The sequence below is a fragment of the Zarconia sp. genome, assembly GCF_057467645.1.
This window is the reverse complement of record NZ_JBRJXU010000042.1, coordinates 1-15,988: the sequence shown is the minus strand read 5'-3', so window position 1 is coordinate 15,988 and position 15,988 is coordinate 1. Positions and strand designations below refer to the sequence as shown.

Here is a 15,988-nt window from a genome sequence, read left to right as displayed (position 1 = left end):
CGATGTCACAGGGGGCGATCGAAGAGCTAGGTTTTAAGTTCGATCGCTTCATCGATGCCATTTAACCCGATATGCTAAAAACCCAGAACAGACGCGCAGATTTTATCGAACTGCACGTCTGGGCTGAGCTTTTCGCAATGTAGAAAACAGAAGCAGTCGCAGGTGATAGACCTGAGGTGCGTTCTGCACTCGAATTTGCTATTTCCCAATGGTGGGAGTGTCGCGAAATGCGATCGCAAAAAATAGTACGCCTAAGGCCAAAGCAAGAATTAAGATATAAACGAGACTTTCCATCTTTTATCTCCTCGTTTTTCGATAGTTACTAGTTTACCAACAGAAGGGCCTAATCCGGGACGACCGCGAATATGCACCCGCCACTCTTAGACCCGATTCTGCTGAGATAGATTCGATTAGACTTCCTGTTTGCGGGTAGACTTGTCGCCCACTTTTTGGAAGAATCCGAATTCGACTTGCTCTTCGTCGAGTTCGGGGTCGATTCCGGCGAACACATCCCGGAACAGCGTCCGAGAACCGTGCCAAATGTGACCGAAGAAGAACAGCAAGGCAAAGCAAGCATGTCCGAAAGTAAACCAACCGCGAGGACTGGTTCGGAACACACCGTCGGAGTTCAAGGTTTCCCGATCGAACTCAAAGGGTTCGCCCAACTGAGCCTTACGGGCATATTTCTTAACTTCAGCCGGATTGGTGAAGCTTTGACCGTCGAGTTCGCCACCGTAGAAGCTGACCGTCACGCCCGATTGCTCGAAGCTGTAACGAGATTCAGCCCGACGGAAGGGAATATCGGCCCGAATGATGCCGTCGTTATCGGTCAAGATAACCGGGAAGGTTTCAAAGAAGTTGGGCATCCGACGCACGGTCAGTTCCCGACCTTCAGCATCGGTAAACACGGGGTGACCTTGCCAGGTTTGGGCAATGCCATCGCCGGAGTCCATTTGACCGGTACGGAACAAACCACCTTTGGCAGGGCTGTTACCGACGTAGTCGTAGAATGCCAATTTTTCAGGAATTTGCGACCAAGCTTCGGATTCGGTTGCCCCGTCAGCGATATTGGCTTGAACGCGACGCTGAATTTCTTCTTGGAAGTAACCCTTATCCCACTGATAGCGGGTCGGTCCGAACAGTTCGATGGGAGTTGCGGCACAGCCGTACCACATCGTTCCCGCGACCACGAAGGCGGCAAAGAAAACCGCTGCGATACTACTCGACAACACGGTTTCGATGTTCCCCATCCGCAGGGCGCGATACAACCGCTCTGGGGGACGCACGGTCAAGTGGAACAGACCGGCAATGATGCCGACCACACCCGCTGCGATGTGGTGAGAGACAATTCCTCCTGGGTTGAAGGGGTTAAAGCCTTCAGGTCCCCAGGCTGGAGCCACGGGTTGCACGCTTCCGGTTAACCCGTAGGGATCGGAAACCCACATTCCCGGACCCCACACGCCGGTGAGGTGAAACGCTCCGAAACCGAAGCACAAAAGACCGGACAGGAATAAGTGGATGCCGAAGATTTTCGGCAAGTCCAATGCCGGTTCTCCCGTACGGGGATCGCGGAAGACTTCTAAATCCCAAAAGACCCAGTGCCAGACGGCTGCTAGGAATAACAGTCCGGACAGGACGATGTGAGCGATGGCTACCCCTTCAAACGACCAGTAGCCGGGATCGACTCCCGTCTCTCCCGTCACGCTCCAACCGCCCCAAGATCCAGTCACGCCTAAGCGAGCCATGAAGGGCATCACGAACATCCCTTGCCGCCACATGGGGTTGAGAATGGGATCGCTAGGATCGAAAATTGCCAGTTCGTACAGGGCCATTGAGCCGGCCCAACCTGCCACGAGGGCAGTATGCATAAGGTGTACAGCAATCAATCGTCCCGGATCGTTCAGGACGACTGTGTGTACGCGATACCAAGGTAGTCCCATTGACTACGCTCCTCCTCTATTACGCTTTACTCAACGCTTTTTTGATAACTTGACAGCTACGCTGCCAGAAATTGCTCTGACAGGCTGATAGCTATCGCCTGTTTGAGAATTTATCCTCAACGTTGAAAAAAAACTTCACCGTCTGAGTTTAAACTCAACACGCTCGAATTTTGACTCTCGGTCGAGACAGAGCGTCTGCGATCGATGCCAGTAATTATCTCGCACTCAACGCTCCGCATTCTAACTTGGAGTCAGTTTGCAAGATTGCTGTTACTCGATAAAGCGCTGGAAACATGAAGATTATTTTAAAAAGTTTATCGATTGTGAGGTTATATTGCAAGCTTGCGGGCACTTTTCCCCCAATTTTTTAAGATATCGTGCACTTACTATTAATTTTCTATACGATTTAATTGACAAATGGCGCTGGTTGAGGTGAGGCGTTGCAGCGCTTGTTCGGCACTCATGAGGCGTTTGAGAACCACCTGACCGATCGCATCCGGTGTGGAGGTTTCCGGATGGATCGGTTTAACTTCGACCATCAGCACTGCATCTTCAACGCGATAAAGCCACAATTTTTCAACGCGATCGATAATGCACAAATTCGTTTGTTCGATCTGGGGGGAACGTCGCCAAGCATTAGGATTCCATAACCCTTGAGATCCCCACACGCGATCGACTTGCCATCCTTCCGACAAAAAGAAGTATTTCACAAATTTTCTGCTCCAGACAGTTTGGGTTTGGAACTTTTTGTCTACCATAACCCGTCTGATGAAGCAAACAAATAGCCGAATCGAGAAAACTCAAAATTCATCGTCGGGTTTCTCGCACTCGAACACGGGAAGGGCGGTTCGATTGCATTTTGTCACCAGGGACAGCATTCTACCTCGATCGAGAATCCCTAGCTGAATTTCGATCGTCACTAACGAGTTCCGCAAATTTGCGGAATACTTAGAGTCATCTTGATGAACTCTTCATAGAATATACGGTTTAGTTTATTAGAAATTTATCACCGACCCTCCGTAATTTCAACTACCCTAATGTTTATTGATGTTTCCACAAAAGGAGTTTGACAAACCAAACTCGCATTGGGTGTGCCATGAAAACTACACAGAAAATTCCCCAAACACATTCCCTAGATTTCGTTGCGTGGTTGCTGCTCGCTGTTTCCCTGTGCTTTCCCGCAATTGTACTGACCTTGGAGTTGTCCCACCAACAAGAAGACCGATTTCTCCAAACCCGAGGGGCAATCTATCAAAGCAGTCTCCTCAACCAGGTCAAACGAGATTATTCTCCAGTTTATTTGGCACTACGTCCTCAAATTCTGAAAACCGCTCCTCAAGACTGGGCGCTTTTGGAAAGAACCATTTGCCAAGAAGTCCAAGTCCATTCAACTGCCTCGCTCAAAGAAGTCGCTAGCGAACTCACCACCTACATTCCCCCTGAATTTCGATCGATTTCCCTTGGCATCGTTAAAGCGGCGAGTTGCTTGTAGTTGGACTGGGCAAGCTTTCACAAATCGGGAAAATGATAAACGGCCACTCCCGTCCGGGGGTGGTTTTCCAGACTGATGTATCCCAGGCGAACCATTTCATCAAGAATCGCCTCCACCTCCGAAAAACTCATGGAGGTATCCATCACCGCTTGAGTGACCGAGAGTTTGCCACCTCGCACGCGAGCGGATTTCAGGAGTTTGAGACGTTGCTTGTCGAGATCGGGTGTCTGGAGGACTTGTGTTTCGGCATGGGTTGGGGGTAAGGGGACTCCGGCTGCCGAGACTCCCAACTTCCCTCGCGCCTTCTGGTAGTACTCATCCACGATGCGAGACACGAAAAATCCATCGATGAGGGCGCCCAATTCTCCCACGACGGGAAACATCCACAACACCCCCATCCAAATTTGACCGTTATACCATCGGTGCAAACCGCCGAGGGGATTGATGCCCGGAGAGATAACCGCGCCCACGAGTCCCACCACCCAGAGGAGATGGGTGGTGTTGCTGCGCGCGCGCCATTCTGCATCGGTGGGTGTGGCAGTGGCTGGGGGAGGGTTGACTGGTGAAGTCGCTGGGGTGGCCCGAGTCGGAGTTCCTGGAGTTGGAGTCGCGGGGCGGTGACTTTTGGGTTCGAGGGCTTGTAACACGGCTTGGGCGCTGGGATAGCGTCGGCGCGTACCGCTTTCGAGGAGTTGGTTTAGCACTCGCGCCAGGTCATCGCTGACGGGGTTATTCACCAGGTAATCGGACCACACCCATTTGCCTTCGCTGCTGTCGAACAGTTCAAAGGGCGGAATTTGGGTAAGGAGATAGATACAGGTGACGCCCAAGCTGTATAAATCGCTTTGCACGACGGCTTTGCCGATGGATTGTTCCGGGGCGGCGAAACCGGCAGAACCGATACTGGTTCCCGTACGGGCTAATGCCGTGCCGGTGGCGAGTTTCGATGCCCCAAAATCCACTAAGACGAAACGACCCGAACCCACCGAGGAACGGCGGCGAATGATGTTGGCGGGTTTGATGTCTCGATGGATAATGTGGCGATCGTGAACGAATTGCAGAACTGGTAGGATATCGGCGAGGAGTTGACGAATTTGGGTTTCGTTGAAGGGGCCCGATTCCGCTAGCTCTTGCTCTAGGTTCTGCCCGTCGATAAACTCTTGAATGAGGTAAAGGCGATCGTCTTGCTCGAAGTGAGCTAGCAAATTGGGAATTTGTGGGTGATTGCTCAATTCTTCCAAGCGGGTGGCTTCTTGGCGAAATAGGGTCGCAGCTTTGGTGCGATTGCGGAGGTAGTCGTCATCTGACCGAAATTGCTTGATAATGCATCGGGGTTTGGATGGTTTGTGTTCGTCTACACCTAAGAAGGTGCGCCCGAAACCTCCAGCACCGATGGGTTCGAGTGCCCGGTAGCGATCGCCGAGTCGTAAAGGTCGATCGCAACTCCCGCACGAGGTAGCCTCGAGGGGGTTCTGAGGTTGAGTGCAGTGGGGATTGAGACAAAAACTCGTCTGCATTGAGGATCGCCAATGAGAGTGAAAAAGGGTTGTCAGGGAGCTTTAGAAACGCGCATTTGAGCGATTGAGTTTGGGAAAAACGCAATCCGCTCGATACATCGACATCGCGACGAAGCGCACTCTCTTGGAGGCCCGGAGACCGAGGATGCTCCGGGAACGGGATGGGTTAATTCTTCCCATCTCCCCATCTCCCCCTCACCGCATCCCCTGGATCCTGCCTTCATTCTGACAAATTCTTCACGGCTTTATCTTTGGCGGGAAACCGTCATCTTTGACCTGGGGAGTTCACACAAATTTATATAGCGTATCAACTTGTAACAAAAATAGAGGGTTTCTGCCCGCATCCCATTGGTAGACTGGATCTCATACAAAAATAAGCCTTTCCAACTGAGTCTCTACTCAAACAGCCATAATTTAGCTATACTGGCTCAGCCCCAGCCATCGAGCAAAGGCGCGAGCGTTATCGGAACACCCACAACAACCATCATGGTAGATTCCCTCAAAAAACCGACCTTTGAAGAAATCCGACCGGGGGTCAAAGTCCCCGCCAAGGAAACCATCCTCACCCCTCGCTTCTATACCACCGACTTTGAGGAGATGGCCAAGATGGACATCTCTCCAAATGAAGACGAACTCCTCGCCATTTTGGAAGAGTTCCGCATCGACTATAATCGCCATCACTTCGTCCGCGATGAAGAGTTCGAGAAATCTTGGGATAATATCGAGGGTGAAACCCGGCAAGTGTTCGTTGAGTTTTTAGAGCGTTCCTGTACCGCTGAGTTTTCCGGCTTCCTGCTCTACAAAGAGTTAGGACGGCGCTTGAAAGATACCAGCCCGGTACTCGCCGAGTGCTTTACCCTCATGTCTAGAGACGAAGCGCGCCATGCTGGGTTCCTCAACAAAGCGTTGTCGGACTTCAACCTGTCTCTAGACTTAGGTTTCCTCACCAAAAGCCGGAAGTACACCTTCTTCAAGCCGAAGTTCATTTTCTACGCCACCTACCTCTCCGAAAAAATCGGCTACTGGCGCTACATCACCATCTACCGTCACCTAGAGAAGCATCCCGAGGATCGCATCTATCCGATTTTCCGCTTCTTTGAAAACTGGTGTCAGGACGAAAACCGCCACGGCGACTTCTTCGATGCGATCATGAAAGCGCAACCCCAGCATCTGAATGACTGGCGCGCCAAGTTGTGGTGTCGCTTCTTCCTGCTGTCGGTGTTTGCGACAATGTATCTCAACGATCTCCAGCGTTCTAAGTTCTATGCATCTCTCGGCTTGGATGCGCGGGAGTACGACATCCACGTAATCGAAAAAACCAACGAAACCGCCGGACGGGTTTTCCCGATCACCCTAGATGTGAATCATCCCGAGTTCTACCAGCGCCTCGATGTTTGCGTGAAGAATAACGAGAAGCTGACGGAAATCGTCAATTCCAGCAAACCCAAATTCGTGCAACTCCTGCAGAAGCTCCCGCTCTACGCTTCCAATGCATGGCAACTCGCGAAGCTCTACTTCCTCAAGCCTCTCGATGCTGTGGAAGCACAAGGTCAAGCTCGTTAAAATTTCAAAATTGTCGCGCGCTACGAGTTTTTAAAGTCTCGCTCCTCATATTAGACTGGCCTCCTCTACCCCGATGTGGGTGAGGGGGATTTTTTTGTCGATTGGCAAACAGCACGCCAGCTCGATTTTCACTCACGACTCAGGCTTTTGAGCATTTTGAACCGTTCGATGAGAACCCTACGGCGAATCACGAGTTCGGGTTCGAGAAGTCTAAATCCCTGTTTGAGAAAAAAATATTTTGAAATCCGACTCGCCTCAGTCCGCAAACATTGAGTACCGAGATCGCGCGCGATCGATTCCAACTTTTGATAGACTTCTGTGGCGTAACCTCGACGAGAGAAACGGCGATCGGTGAAGAGAAAGGCAATGCGATCGGCTGGGGATAACTGACCGAAGGCGACAATATCCGAGTTTTCGTCTGACGCCTCAACGGCAACCCAAGTCCAATCGAGACTCAGTAATTTACGAAACGGCTCTAAACGATCCTCGAAAGATGAAGACCAAGCGCAGATTTGGTCGCGATCGTAAACCCCAGAAGCAATGCCAAGAATCGAATTTCGGTAAACCGCTTCGATCGCCTCCGCATCTGATTCTCGATATTCTCGTAAAAGCATTGTCTTGAGTTGAGATTTTACAGTTGAGGCGATCTGTACTCTTGTTTCAGACCCGAATATGCCTCAAAAATACGTCGGTGTTCTCGTTGGGAATATTCGTCCTCGCGGGTTTCATAGGCGCGCACCCAGTCTTTGAGCATCGCTAAATTGGCATTTTGCGCCTCTGGGGTGGGGTATTTTTCCGGTTCCCAAGGTCTGGACTCGCAATTTTGCAGGCATCGATCGATTCCGGGATTGAGAAACCGCAGTTCGTTGCAATGGGGAACGACTAATTCCACGAGAGACCCGTAACTACCTTCGATAACCCAGCTGGGATGTGCGGCGATAAACTGTTCGATGAGTTGCTGACTCTCGGGTAATGGTTTGCGGACTCCCGCCTCGTTCCAAGCACAGGTATCTAAGTCGAGATGGGGAATTCCTGCCGACTTGGCAAGATGCTTTGCCATGGTAGTTTTTCCCGAACCGGAGTTGCCAAAGATGAGAATTTTTTGCATGGGTTCGATCGAAATGCAACAGTTTTCCGTGCCATTCACGACGATAACCAACCGTTAGAAAAGCCTTACCAAATCGATTCGAGTTTTAGTACAAATCCCGATAATACATCTTCTCCAGAAAGTCGATCGGGTGAGTCCAAAACCTCGACATCCCGACCCGGACGATAAATTTCCACTTGCCGCGTTTTCCGGTTAATTAACCAACCCAACCGCGCTCCATTATCAATATACTCTTGCATTTTCTCCTGGGTGGTTTTCAAACTATCGCTGGGGGAGAGTAATTCCACCACAAAATCGGGACAAAGTGGGGGGAATTTCTGCCGTTGTTCTGGGGTGAGGGCTTTCCATCGTTCTCGTTTCACCCAGGAGGCATCGGGGGAGCGATTTGCACCATTGGGGAGTTTGAAGCCACCGGAAGAATCAAAGGCGATTCCCAAATTACTTTGGCTATTCCATACCCAAAGTTGAGCGGTGAGTCCGGCATTACTGTTGCTCGTTTCCCCTCCCGTTGGTGTCATAATAATTAAATCGCCCCGATGAGTTCGTTCGAAGGTTAATTCTTTGTTTTTTTGACAGAGTTCAAAAAACTGGTCGTCTGTTAATTCGATAACAGAGTTTAGATCGATGGTAAATGATGTCATCATAATAACTCTGTGAAAATCTATTATAATTATACTCAATCGACTTTAATCGAGCCAGCTAAAGCCTAGTAAAAATCTGTTCGCAATTCACAATTGTACTTAGCAATCGCCGATGCAGTAGGCTGCAAAATCAGCCGTTTATGCGTGACACGATTGAGATCTAATAAGAGTCGGATGATTGTATCGCGATCCTCCTGGCTCTTCACTGCAAGTAAAAAGTTGTATCTTTATCTCGATCTCTATTCTTAATCTCTATAAAATAAACAAGATAATATGCCTGGGAAAAAGCGGAAGTCTCAAACGTCTAAAACAGATCGTCTCGTCTACTCTGAGTTTGGCTCATCGGATAATTGCGAAGCGATCGCCCGTCCGGAAGTCGATCTTCCACCCCAGCAACAACAAATTAGAATTCAAGCCTCCCGTAAAGGACGCGGCGGCAAAACCGTGACGGTGATTAGTGGGTTTCAATCGAAAACCGAAACCTTAAAAAAGCTTCTCAAGCAGTTGAAAAATCAATGCGGAACTGGGGGAAGTTTGAAAGAGAATACCCTCGAAATTCAGGGCGATCGCACTGGACAGTTACTCGAAATCCTAACGAAACTCGGCTACAAAGCGAAAATTAGTGGTGGTTGATTTTGCGGAGTCTGAAAATTAACTGTATTGCCACACTATTCAAAATCGGAATTGTACAATTCCGATTTTGATTCTGCTCTACTTTTTTCAATTTTAGATAAACGACGAACTTGGAAAATAAGATAGACAGCAACAGCAACTGCTATCGATAAGCTAATGAAGTCCCTGGGCTGTAATCCAATAAAGAGGAACTGGAAAATAAAACTGAAAACTTGTTGTACTAAACTCGCATAGATAACGAGATTAATGCGATTCGGAGATTGAACGAGAAGTTTTCGTAGGGATAGACCGGTCGATAAGTAAGCCATACCAAAAGCAAGTTGAAACGCCCAGGATACAAGCACAAAAACATTTTGGGAAACTAGCGATAAACTACCAATGCTTCCCAAAAGATAAAGAACCGCAAAAAAAATAAAATAAGCTTTTAGAGAGCGAACACTTTCTTTCATCTAATTTGTTTACATCTTAATTTATTAAATTAAAACAATTATAAAATAATATTTAAATCTAAATCTAAATTGAGTCGGTTGTTTAAATTAACTTAATCTCGACCGTTGTAAAGATTAAATTCGATCGCGACGTATCCCGTTTGCCAACAGCGAGGAAATGGAAGTGTTAATGATGCTACAATACTATACTCGCAACCCATTGATGCCTTCATTCACCCACCGATAAACAGCACGCAAACAGGAAGTAATCTATGTCCGATCGCATGAAATGGGTTAACGCTTTATCAACGCGCCCCTCCCTAGAAGCGGCAGTCACTGAAGTAGTCGAAACCGCCCAGCAAGCTTTAGAAGGCCCCGCCGACTTGGGATTCGTGTTCATTTCCGCAGCCTTTGCTAGCGAGTATCCCCGGCTGATGCCCTTGCTGCGAGAAAAACTCACCGTTCCCCATCTCATCGGTTGCGGTGCGGGGGGTGTCGTCGGCAGCAATCCCACCACGGGCGATCGCCAAGAAGTTGAAGCCGAACCGGCGCTGAGCTTGATGTTGGGCTATTTACCGGGGGTGAAGGTCGAGACGTTTCACCTGCGCGCGGAAGATTTACCGGATTTGGACAGTCCCCCCGATCGCTGGGTTGAGGCGATCGGCGTGCCTCCTCAAGATCGACCCCACTTCATTTTACTGGCCGACCCTTTTCTCTCCAAAGTGTACGACCTCCTCCAGGGACTCGATTTTGCCTACCCCGGCGCGGCTAAAGTTGGGGGACTCGCCAGTGCCGGATATAGCTCTCAAGGTATGAGCTTGTTTTGCGACTACCACCTCTACGACGAAGGAACCATCGGGGTTGCTCTCAGTGGCGATGTGGAGCTCGAAACCATTGTCGCTCAGGGTTGCCGCCCGATTGGCAAACCGTACCGGATTGCCGAAGGGGAACGCAACGTTATTTTAGGTCTTGAAGAACTCGAGCTTGGGGGAGAAATTACCAGTCCCGGCGAACCCCAGCCGCCGCTGAAACTGGTGCGCGAGTTAATCCAAACCCTCGACGAGGACGATCGCCAGCTGGCCCAAACCTCTCTATTCGTGGGGTTGGTGCGCGATGAATTCAAACCCGAACTCGAACCCGGAGACTTCCTGATTCGCAACCTCATCGGTGTCGATCCCCATTTAGGGGCATTGGCGATCGGCGATCGAGTTCGTCCGGGACAACGAATTCAGTTTCACCTGCGCGATGCGAGAACCTCCGCTGAAGATTTGGAGATGTTGTTGCAACGCTACGAAATCTCATCGTCCGATGCACCCAACTCCATGGGTGCGTTGATGTTTGCCTGTCTCGGGCGCGGGGAAGGACTTTACGGCGAACCGGATTTTGACTCCGATCTGTTTCACCGCTATTTCGAGGGGGTTCCCCTGGGTGGCTTTTTCTGCAACGGCGAAATTGGGCCCGTGGGGGGAACGACGTTTTTGCACGGCTACACGTCGGTGTTTGGTATTTGTCGGCAACGGTAAGTGGAGGCAGGGGAAGCAGGGGAAGCAGGGGGAGAAAGAGATAGGTATTCGATCGCATATTTACGATTCTTGAATTGAATCCGATCGAAGAAGTTCGATCGCAAAAAGCCAATATTTGATGGCTGATGGCTGAAAACTAACCCAGAGATTGCCCAAGCAACCACTCGTATCCCTCCCGAAACTGCCGCTTTGCATCCTCCTCAATAATGCTGCCATGGGCGACGATCGCCCGTTTGAAGTCCCATCCTAGGAGAATTTGAGCCGATCGACGCACTCGTTCTTTCTCGGAGGTGCCCCACTTTTCTAAAAAAGAAGGTCGCAGTTGCTTGTATCCTCCAAAAACTCGCGCAACCAGTTGTAGGACTGGGGAAAAGCTTTCATCGACGAAAAAAGCCGTATCGGTGACAATTAACGTTTGGCTCGATCGATGGTAAAAAACATATTCATTCAAGGAGGCAACACCGCTAGGCAAGAATGTATTGACTCCTTCAAAGCGTCGATATTCTAGCTCGTTGCCAAAATAGTCCGAACGGTTATCTAAGAGAAAGTCAATGGCGAGATCGGGGATTTTCTCTTTCAATCCCGACGGCGCGTAGAGTTTGGCTTGAGGATAGAGATTTTTAAAGTGACTTAAGAAAAGATGGTGAAAAAAATTCGGTGCAACGATCGATTTAACATCCCCAAGGGCATTGAGTTGCTCTGTTGTGGCTCGATCGATTTCGATGGGCGAGATAACAACCAATTCTCGGTGACTCAGCCGAACGACCGTCATCCGAGTCCCGACATTCAAACCCAAAAATTTTAGAGGTTGCCGGGCAACCCAAAGATTTTCATCAATTTGTTCGAGCATTAATTCAGTTAGCACCCATCAGATCTAGGATAAAACGAGCTGGGGGAGAGGAGAATTATTCAATTAAATGTTCCCCATTCCCCATTCCCCATTCCCCATTCCCCGTTCCCGCAAAACTTTTCACGATCGAGCGCGCGAACTACTATACGATCGATAATTCGATCGATTTGTCTCATCACTCTCCTCAAAGCATCCATGAAAAACCTCAGCATTCTCATCCTTCTTGGGTGGTTGACCCTCATCGGAAGTGTTCGCGCTCAAGAGGTTCCCATCCCAGGCAACAGCGATACGAACGGCAACAGCGACCCCACCAACCCCCAACTCGTGCCGGAACCCGTCACTGACGGACGTGCGGGGATTTGCAATCGACTCAATACCGACATGACCCCCGAAGATTTGGTGGCGTTAGCCGAAGAGGCGGGACTCGAACTGACTGGGGAATCCACGGCACCGGGGGAAATCTTCCTCGCCTGGTCGGACCCCGATACGGAGGAATTTCTGCGCGTTGGCTTTCTCGGAGGTGTCTTGATGGATGTTTCCTGTTCCGTTAGATTTGAGCTTCCCCCCCCCAGAACGCCAGAACCTCGCGAAAGTACTTGCGAGGAATTTGAATTGGGGATGAGTTTAGACGATTTAGAAGAAAGACTCGACGACGATCGCCTTGAAGCGACCAACCGTCGAGTTTCCGGAGGGGAATTTCTGTGGGAATGGGAGAATCCTCGCACCTTGGAGTCCATTCAAGTTATCGTCGCCAATGGAGAAGTGACGAATGTCTTCTGCGCTCACCTCCCCCAACCCCTCGAATTTGATGAACTCGATGGGGAAGGGTCAAATTAGCGCCAAATTAGCGCCAAATTAGCGCGTTCTGGCTGTCATTTTGTCGCTGCTTGGAGTCGCTCCCTCGGATTTCTTCACGCGGGCGAACAAGCGATAGGCGTTGGGGTTGAAACCGCCAGCAGAAGCGTCATCTTCCGATTTGATTTTCACCAGGGTGTACTCTACATCTTCGGCGTAAATGGCGAAGAGAATTTTGAACACCTCAAAAAACTGAATCGCCCCCTGACAATCTGCTTCGGGTACCCCTTCGTAATATTGAATCAAGCTGGCGATGCAGCGTTCTAAGTGGGTGCGAGCATGGGGGTCGATGAGGACGAGCTTTAGGAGAACGAAGGTCAGCGTCAGGGGATTGCCACGCGATACGAGTAAGTGAAACAGTTCCGACGGTTCTCGCCCATTTTCGGTGGTTAACCATTCAATGGTGCGAGTGCAGGTTCTAAACCGTAAGGACTCATCGACGATCGCGCTATTCTTTTCTCGATAGAGGGCATTTAATTTGCGGGCGAACTCCCAGGTGAGTTGCACTGCCCAACCCTGCTTTTGGCAAGCACCGAAGAGGTACTGTTGCAAACCACTTTTGAAGCTGGCGTAACTCGCCCCATGGGAGCGTTCGACGAACAACCGAGCGATTTGGGTCGAACTCATGCCTTGTTGTTTGATGACGATCGTTTTGATCAGGCGTAGGACTTCGTTCCCAAAAATGGTGGGGTTGGGGCAAGTGCGATCGTCGTATCCGACAGATTGACAGCGGGTGACGTACCGGGCGAGGGCGAGCTTAAAGTGGTCTTTGTGCTTCCCGGCAACCATTCTGGCTAACTCTCGCTGTTCTCCAGATTTGTTGACATCGAGAGACTGAGCGGTCAATTTATAGACCAGATAGCGATCGCTCCATTTCCCTTGGGGTTGACCTTGGGGTAAGTTCGGCGAGCCCCCCGTCCGATGTCGAGCGGCAAACAGCATCAATTCTTTGTAAGCGGGACTGGCAACAAATCGCTTCAGCCACATCCGAACGCGGCGGAGAACCGGAGAAACGCTGTTGCCGGTGATGGTGGGGTCGCCAAAGGCTTCAACCAGCTGGGGCACGAATTGTGCCTGACCGTTGATTTCCCAGTAGTTCAGAATAATGTAGGCAGCTCGCTCGATGGTGGAAATGAAGTGCTGCTCTTGATTGCCGCGGACGATATCCTGCAACGCCTGTAAGGCTTCTGCTCTCTTGGCATTCGCATGAACGAACAGGTTTTTAAACTCACGCAAAACGTCTTCGGGAACCCAATCGCGAACGATATCTTGGAGATAGCGATAGATGATGTCTTGAGGTTGCGATCGCCCCAGGGAATGGGACGGGTGTAATGAACCCAAATTCACCGTTGACTCAAGTTGTAAGTTCGTTGCGCCCATGTTGCCTGTATTCCCTGAATAGAGAGGTGAGGAAGTCATTCGATCGCACTCAGTTGGTTCGGACTGAGCCTTCTACTCTATATATAGGTCTAGTGGATGGAACTTATGCAGTTTTTGATATTCGAACGGGCTGTTTTGTGTAACTCTTTACAAAATCCAAACCCAATGAATAAAAAAAACAATTGCCGTTACATGGGAGAGAACAAAATAGGATTAGTTGAGCTGGGAAATGACGACCGAGTTTCTCTCAAAAATAAATTCGCTATAGTCGGCTAGATCGTCGAGTCCAACGCAGTTGAGTAAGATTTCGGTGGCTGCCCAGACAGTCAATCTCACAAATAACTTTTTCCACTTTACGGGAGGTTGTGACGCAGATCTCTTTGAGTTGCGATCGCGATCGCACTGGGAATATAATCGGTATTGAAGAGGGAGAGAAACCGCGACGGGTAATGAGTAAATTCGCTTGTCTTCCATGAGAACACCTCCTTTTGTTCGATGATTTTTTAGGGTGAATTTTTCATTCGAGTTCTCTTATAAAAGTCATAGGTTGTTTCCCTCCGGGTTATGCAATCTTGGGGCGAAATTTGCCCTGTGAAAATGGGCGATCTCGCCACTCGTCCTTCAAGGTATATCGTCATATCCCCGAAAACATGGTCACAGCAGCATCTTTGCGAGATATAAATCCGGACTTAAAGTTTGTGCAAAGGATCGCTGTTTCTCGCGACTCATTTCATATCGCATCCCGACGTCTCAATTTCTCTACGTTAAAATTTGAGGCATCTCTGAATTGAGCAAGTCTCCCATCGGAAAACACCGACCCATCTCGAACACCATCACGCTCGAGGAAAGGATGGGGTTTCACACCCAAGGAGAATTTTGATGAACGAATCCCACACCGAACTTTACCAGCGCATTCAAGAATTTTCTCTCGACGATCGCACCAGCGATTTCCCCTTCAGCCGGCGACTTGCAAGGGAGAATCGCTGGAGTCCCGAATACGCAGAACGGGCAATTGCAGAATACAAAAAGTTTGCCTTTCTCGCCGTCGCTGCCGGACATCCGGTGACGCCTTCGGAAGATGTCGATCGGGTTTGGCACCTGCACTTGCTCTATACTCAGTCCTACTGGGGAGAGTTTTGTCCCCAGGTTTTGCAAACCCCACTCCATCACAGTCCGACGCGGGGAGGTAAGCCGGAAAATCGCAAATTTCACGATTGGTACGATCGCACCCTGGCTAGCTACGAAGCCTTTTTCGGATACCCGCCACCATCGGATATTTGGCCGGCTGCTGCCGTTCGTTTCGATCGCCATGCCTGTTTCCAATACCTGAATACTCGGCAATACTGGCTGGTTCCCAAACCGAGTTGGGAAATTGTCCCCCAGTTTTCTGGGAATCGATCGATAGTTGCGGTTCTGCTGGTGGGAATCGCACTGATGCTGACGGGTTGCGAAGTGTTGGGTTTGGCAGCGTTTCCCAACCCCCTCAATTTTCGAGGATCGGAATTTCTCACGTTATATATAACCTTGATGAGTGCAGCACTGATTTGCCAATGGGGGTCTTTTGAATATTTCAAACGATCGGACATCGAGGATTCCCAGGAGAACTTTTCTCTCGATACTTACGAAACGGCCTATCTCGCCGGGGGAAACGATCGAGTGGTAGAAACGGCGATCGCAACTCTGGTGCAGCGAGGACATTTGAAACCCGATCGCACGACTCGAACCTTAGAAGTCGTCAATCCTTTACCCGAGAACAGCCATCCTTTAGAAACGGCGATCGAATCCGCACTTCGAGACAGAAACAAGTTCGATCGCTACCGCCTCAAAACCGCAACGGGAGTCGCTGCATTCGCCGATGAAATGCGCGATCGCCTCATCCACTTGAAATTACTCCCCAATGTCAAAGACTCCCGACAAGTATAGCAACCGCCAAGGCGGTTAGGACACTAAACGAAGGACATATTCGATCGCATCTCGTAAACAATTAAACTGATGGAGTTGTTTGCGGATACGACTTTTCAACCAAGACCAGCACTGTTCAATTTTGTTGAGGTCTGG

At 49.8% G+C, this 15,988-nt stretch carries 16 protein-coding genes and 1 pseudogene; 6 read left to right on the top strand and 11 right to left on the bottom strand.

What is annotated here, in order from left to right:
* Window positions 1-198: 198 nt before the first annotated feature.
* The 3 genes from AC2215_RS06060 to AC2215_RS06050 all read right to left on the bottom strand — a co-directional run bounded on the left by AC2215_RS06060 (window position 199) and on the right by AC2215_RS06050 (window position 2,650).
* Window positions 199-294 (bottom strand): photosystem II reaction center protein T, encoded by a 96-nt coding sequence (locus tag AC2215_RS06060; protein ID WP_486809066.1) that lies wholly within the window; start codon window positions 292-294, stop codon window positions 199-201.
* 116 nt (window positions 295-410) lie between these two features.
* Window positions 411-1,940 (bottom strand): photosystem II chlorophyll-binding protein CP47, encoded by a 1,530-nt coding sequence (gene psbB, locus AC2215_RS06055; protein ID WP_486809065.1) that lies wholly within the window; start codon window positions 1,938-1,940, stop codon window positions 411-413.
* A 389-nt stretch (window positions 1,941-2,329) separates the two neighbouring features.
* The gene (locus tag AC2215_RS06050; protein WP_486809064.1) at window positions 2,330-2,650 is read right to left on the bottom strand and encodes a hypothetical protein; all 321 of its coding nucleotides are present in this window, start codon (window positions 2,648-2,650) and stop codon (window positions 2,330-2,332) included.
* 386 nt (window positions 2,651-3,036) lie between these two features.
* Here AC2215_RS06050 and AC2215_RS06045 point away from each other — a divergent pair, with 386 nt between their 5' ends.
* On the top strand, window positions 3,037-3,432 hold the full coding sequence (locus AC2215_RS06045; protein WP_486809063.1) for a hypothetical protein: 396 nt from the start codon (window positions 3,037-3,039) through the stop codon (window positions 3,430-3,432).
* 17 nt (window positions 3,433-3,449) lie between these two features.
* On the opposite strand, the gene AC2215_RS06040 is transcribed toward AC2215_RS06045, so the two are convergent.
* Window positions 3,450-4,949: a protein kinase domain-containing protein gene (locus tag AC2215_RS06040; protein ID WP_486809062.1), complete on the bottom strand. Its 1,500-nt coding sequence runs from the start codon at window positions 4,947-4,949 to the stop codon at window positions 3,450-3,452.
* 486 nt (window positions 4,950-5,435) lie between these two features.
* On the opposite strand from AC2215_RS06040, the gene acsF reads away from it, so the two are divergent.
* Window positions 5,436-6,512 (top strand): magnesium-protoporphyrin IX monomethyl ester (oxidative) cyclase, encoded by a 1,077-nt coding sequence (gene acsF, locus AC2215_RS06035; protein ID WP_486809061.1) that lies wholly within the window; start codon window positions 5,436-5,438, stop codon window positions 6,510-6,512.
* A 128-nt stretch (window positions 6,513-6,640) separates the two neighbouring features.
* Here the strand turns inward: acsF and AC2215_RS06030 are convergent, their stop codons facing one another.
* From AC2215_RS06030 to AC2215_RS06020, 3 genes are read right to left on the bottom strand one after another with little or no spacing between them, the layout of a single operon-like run.
* Window positions 6,641-7,126, bottom strand: coding sequence for a GNAT family N-acetyltransferase (locus AC2215_RS06030; RefSeq protein ID WP_486809060.1), 486 nt, complete (start codon window positions 7,124-7,126; stop codon window positions 6,641-6,643).
* A 17-nt stretch (window positions 7,127-7,143) separates the two neighbouring features.
* The gene (locus AC2215_RS06025; protein ID WP_486809059.1) at window positions 7,144-7,671 is read right to left on the bottom strand and encodes an AAA family ATPase; all 528 of its coding nucleotides are present in this window, start codon (window positions 7,669-7,671) and stop codon (window positions 7,144-7,146) included.
* A 14-nt stretch (window positions 7,672-7,685) separates the two neighbouring features.
* A complete protein-coding gene (locus tag AC2215_RS06020; protein ID WP_486809079.1) occupies window positions 7,686-8,261 on the bottom strand; it encodes a Uma2 family endonuclease in 576 nt (191 codons plus the stop codon).
* A 273-nt stretch (window positions 8,262-8,534) separates the two neighbouring features.
* Between AC2215_RS06020 and AC2215_RS06015 the strand changes: the two genes are divergently transcribed.
* A complete protein-coding gene (locus AC2215_RS06015; protein ID WP_486809058.1) occupies window positions 8,535-8,894 on the top strand; it encodes a translation initiation factor in 360 nt (119 codons plus the stop codon).
* Window positions 8,895-8,929: 35 nt separating this feature from the next.
* Here AC2215_RS06015 and AC2215_RS06010 read toward each other — a convergent pair whose 3' ends face one another.
* The gene (locus AC2215_RS06010) at window positions 8,930-9,343 is read right to left on the bottom strand and encodes a hypothetical protein (protein WP_486809057.1); all 414 of its coding nucleotides are present in this window, start codon (window positions 9,341-9,343) and stop codon (window positions 8,930-8,932) included.
* A gap of 263 nt (window positions 9,344-9,606) precedes the next feature.
* On the opposite strand from AC2215_RS06010, the gene AC2215_RS06005 reads away from it, so the two are divergent.
* Window positions 9,607-10,845 (top strand): FIST signal transduction protein, encoded by a 1,239-nt coding sequence (locus AC2215_RS06005; protein ID WP_486809078.1) that lies wholly within the window; start codon window positions 9,607-9,609, stop codon window positions 10,843-10,845.
* A 136-nt stretch (window positions 10,846-10,981) separates the two neighbouring features.
* Here AC2215_RS06005 and AC2215_RS06000 read toward each other — a convergent pair whose 3' ends face one another.
* On the bottom strand, window positions 10,982-11,710 hold the full coding sequence (locus AC2215_RS06000) for a DUF4336 domain-containing protein (RefSeq protein ID WP_486809056.1): 729 nt from the start codon (window positions 11,708-11,710) through the stop codon (window positions 10,982-10,984).
* 180 nt (window positions 11,711-11,890) lie between these two features.
* Here AC2215_RS06000 and AC2215_RS05995 point away from each other — a divergent pair, with 180 nt between their 5' ends.
* The gene (locus AC2215_RS05995) at window positions 11,891-12,532 is read left to right on the top strand and encodes a hypothetical protein (protein ID WP_486809055.1); all 642 of its coding nucleotides are present in this window, start codon (window positions 11,891-11,893) and stop codon (window positions 12,530-12,532) included.
* 18 nt (window positions 12,533-12,550) lie between these two features.
* Here the strand turns inward: AC2215_RS05995 and AC2215_RS05990 are convergent, their stop codons facing one another.
* Window positions 12,551-13,969, bottom strand: a complete 1,419-nt coding sequence (locus tag AC2215_RS05990; protein ID WP_486809054.1) for a hypothetical protein — start codon at window positions 13,967-13,969, stop codon at window positions 12,551-12,553.
* 840 nt (window positions 13,970-14,809) lie between these two features.
* On the opposite strand from AC2215_RS05990, the gene AC2215_RS05985 reads away from it, so the two are divergent.
* The gene (locus tag AC2215_RS05985) at window positions 14,810-15,853 is read left to right on the top strand and encodes a TIGR04222 domain-containing membrane protein (protein ID WP_486809053.1); all 1,044 of its coding nucleotides are present in this window, start codon (window positions 14,810-14,812) and stop codon (window positions 15,851-15,853) included.
* 15 nt (window positions 15,854-15,868) lie between these two features.
* On the opposite strand, the pseudogene AC2215_RS05980 reads toward AC2215_RS05985, so the two are convergent.
* Window positions 15,869-15,988, bottom strand: a pseudogene (locus tag AC2215_RS05980) (IS630 family transposase); the annotation flags it as partial.

Excerpts from the sequence above, each read along its gene's own strand:
- AC2215_RS05995 (WP_486809055.1), top strand. The coding sequence starts at position 11,891 with ATGAAAAACCTCAGCATTCTCATCCTTCTTGGGTGGTTGACCCTCATC.
- AC2215_RS06020 (WP_486809079.1), bottom strand. The coding sequence starts at position 8,261 with ATGACATCATTTACCATCGATCTAAACTCTGTTATCGAATTAACAGAC.
- AC2215_RS06015 (WP_486809058.1), top strand. The coding sequence starts at position 8,535 with ATGCCTGGGAAAAAGCGGAAGTCTCAAACGTCTAAAACAGATCGTCTC.
- AC2215_RS06030 (WP_486809060.1), bottom strand. The coding sequence starts at position 7,126 with ATGCTTTTACGAGAATATCGAGAATCAGATGCGGAGGCGATCGAAGCG.
- AC2215_RS06010 (WP_486809057.1), bottom strand. The coding sequence starts at position 9,343 with ATGAAAGAAAGTGTTCGCTCTCTAAAAGCTTATTTTATTTTTTTTGCG.
- AC2215_RS06040 (WP_486809062.1), bottom strand. The coding sequence starts at position 4,949 with ATGCAGACGAGTTTTTGTCTCAATCCCCACTGCACTCAACCTCAGAAC.
- acsF (WP_486809061.1), top strand. The coding sequence starts at position 5,436 with ATGGTAGATTCCCTCAAAAAACCGACCTTTGAAGAAATCCGACCGGGG.
- psbB (WP_486809065.1), bottom strand. The coding sequence starts at position 1,940 with ATGGGACTACCTTGGTATCGCGTACACACAGTCGTCCTGAACGATCCG.
- AC2215_RS05990 (WP_486809054.1), bottom strand. The coding sequence starts at position 13,969 with ATGACTTCCTCACCTCTCTATTCAGGGAATACAGGCAACATGGGCGCA.
- AC2215_RS05985 (WP_486809053.1), top strand. The coding sequence starts at position 14,810 with ATGAACGAATCCCACACCGAACTTTACCAGCGCATTCAAGAATTTTCT.
- AC2215_RS06005 (WP_486809078.1), top strand. The coding sequence starts at position 9,607 with ATGAAATGGGTTAACGCTTTATCAACGCGCCCCTCCCTAGAAGCGGCA.
- AC2215_RS06045 (WP_486809063.1), top strand. The coding sequence starts at position 3,037 with ATGAAAACTACACAGAAAATTCCCCAAACACATTCCCTAGATTTCGTT.
- AC2215_RS06060 (WP_486809066.1), bottom strand. The coding sequence starts at position 294 with ATGGAAAGTCTCGTTTATATCTTAATTCTTGCTTTGGCCTTAGGCGTA.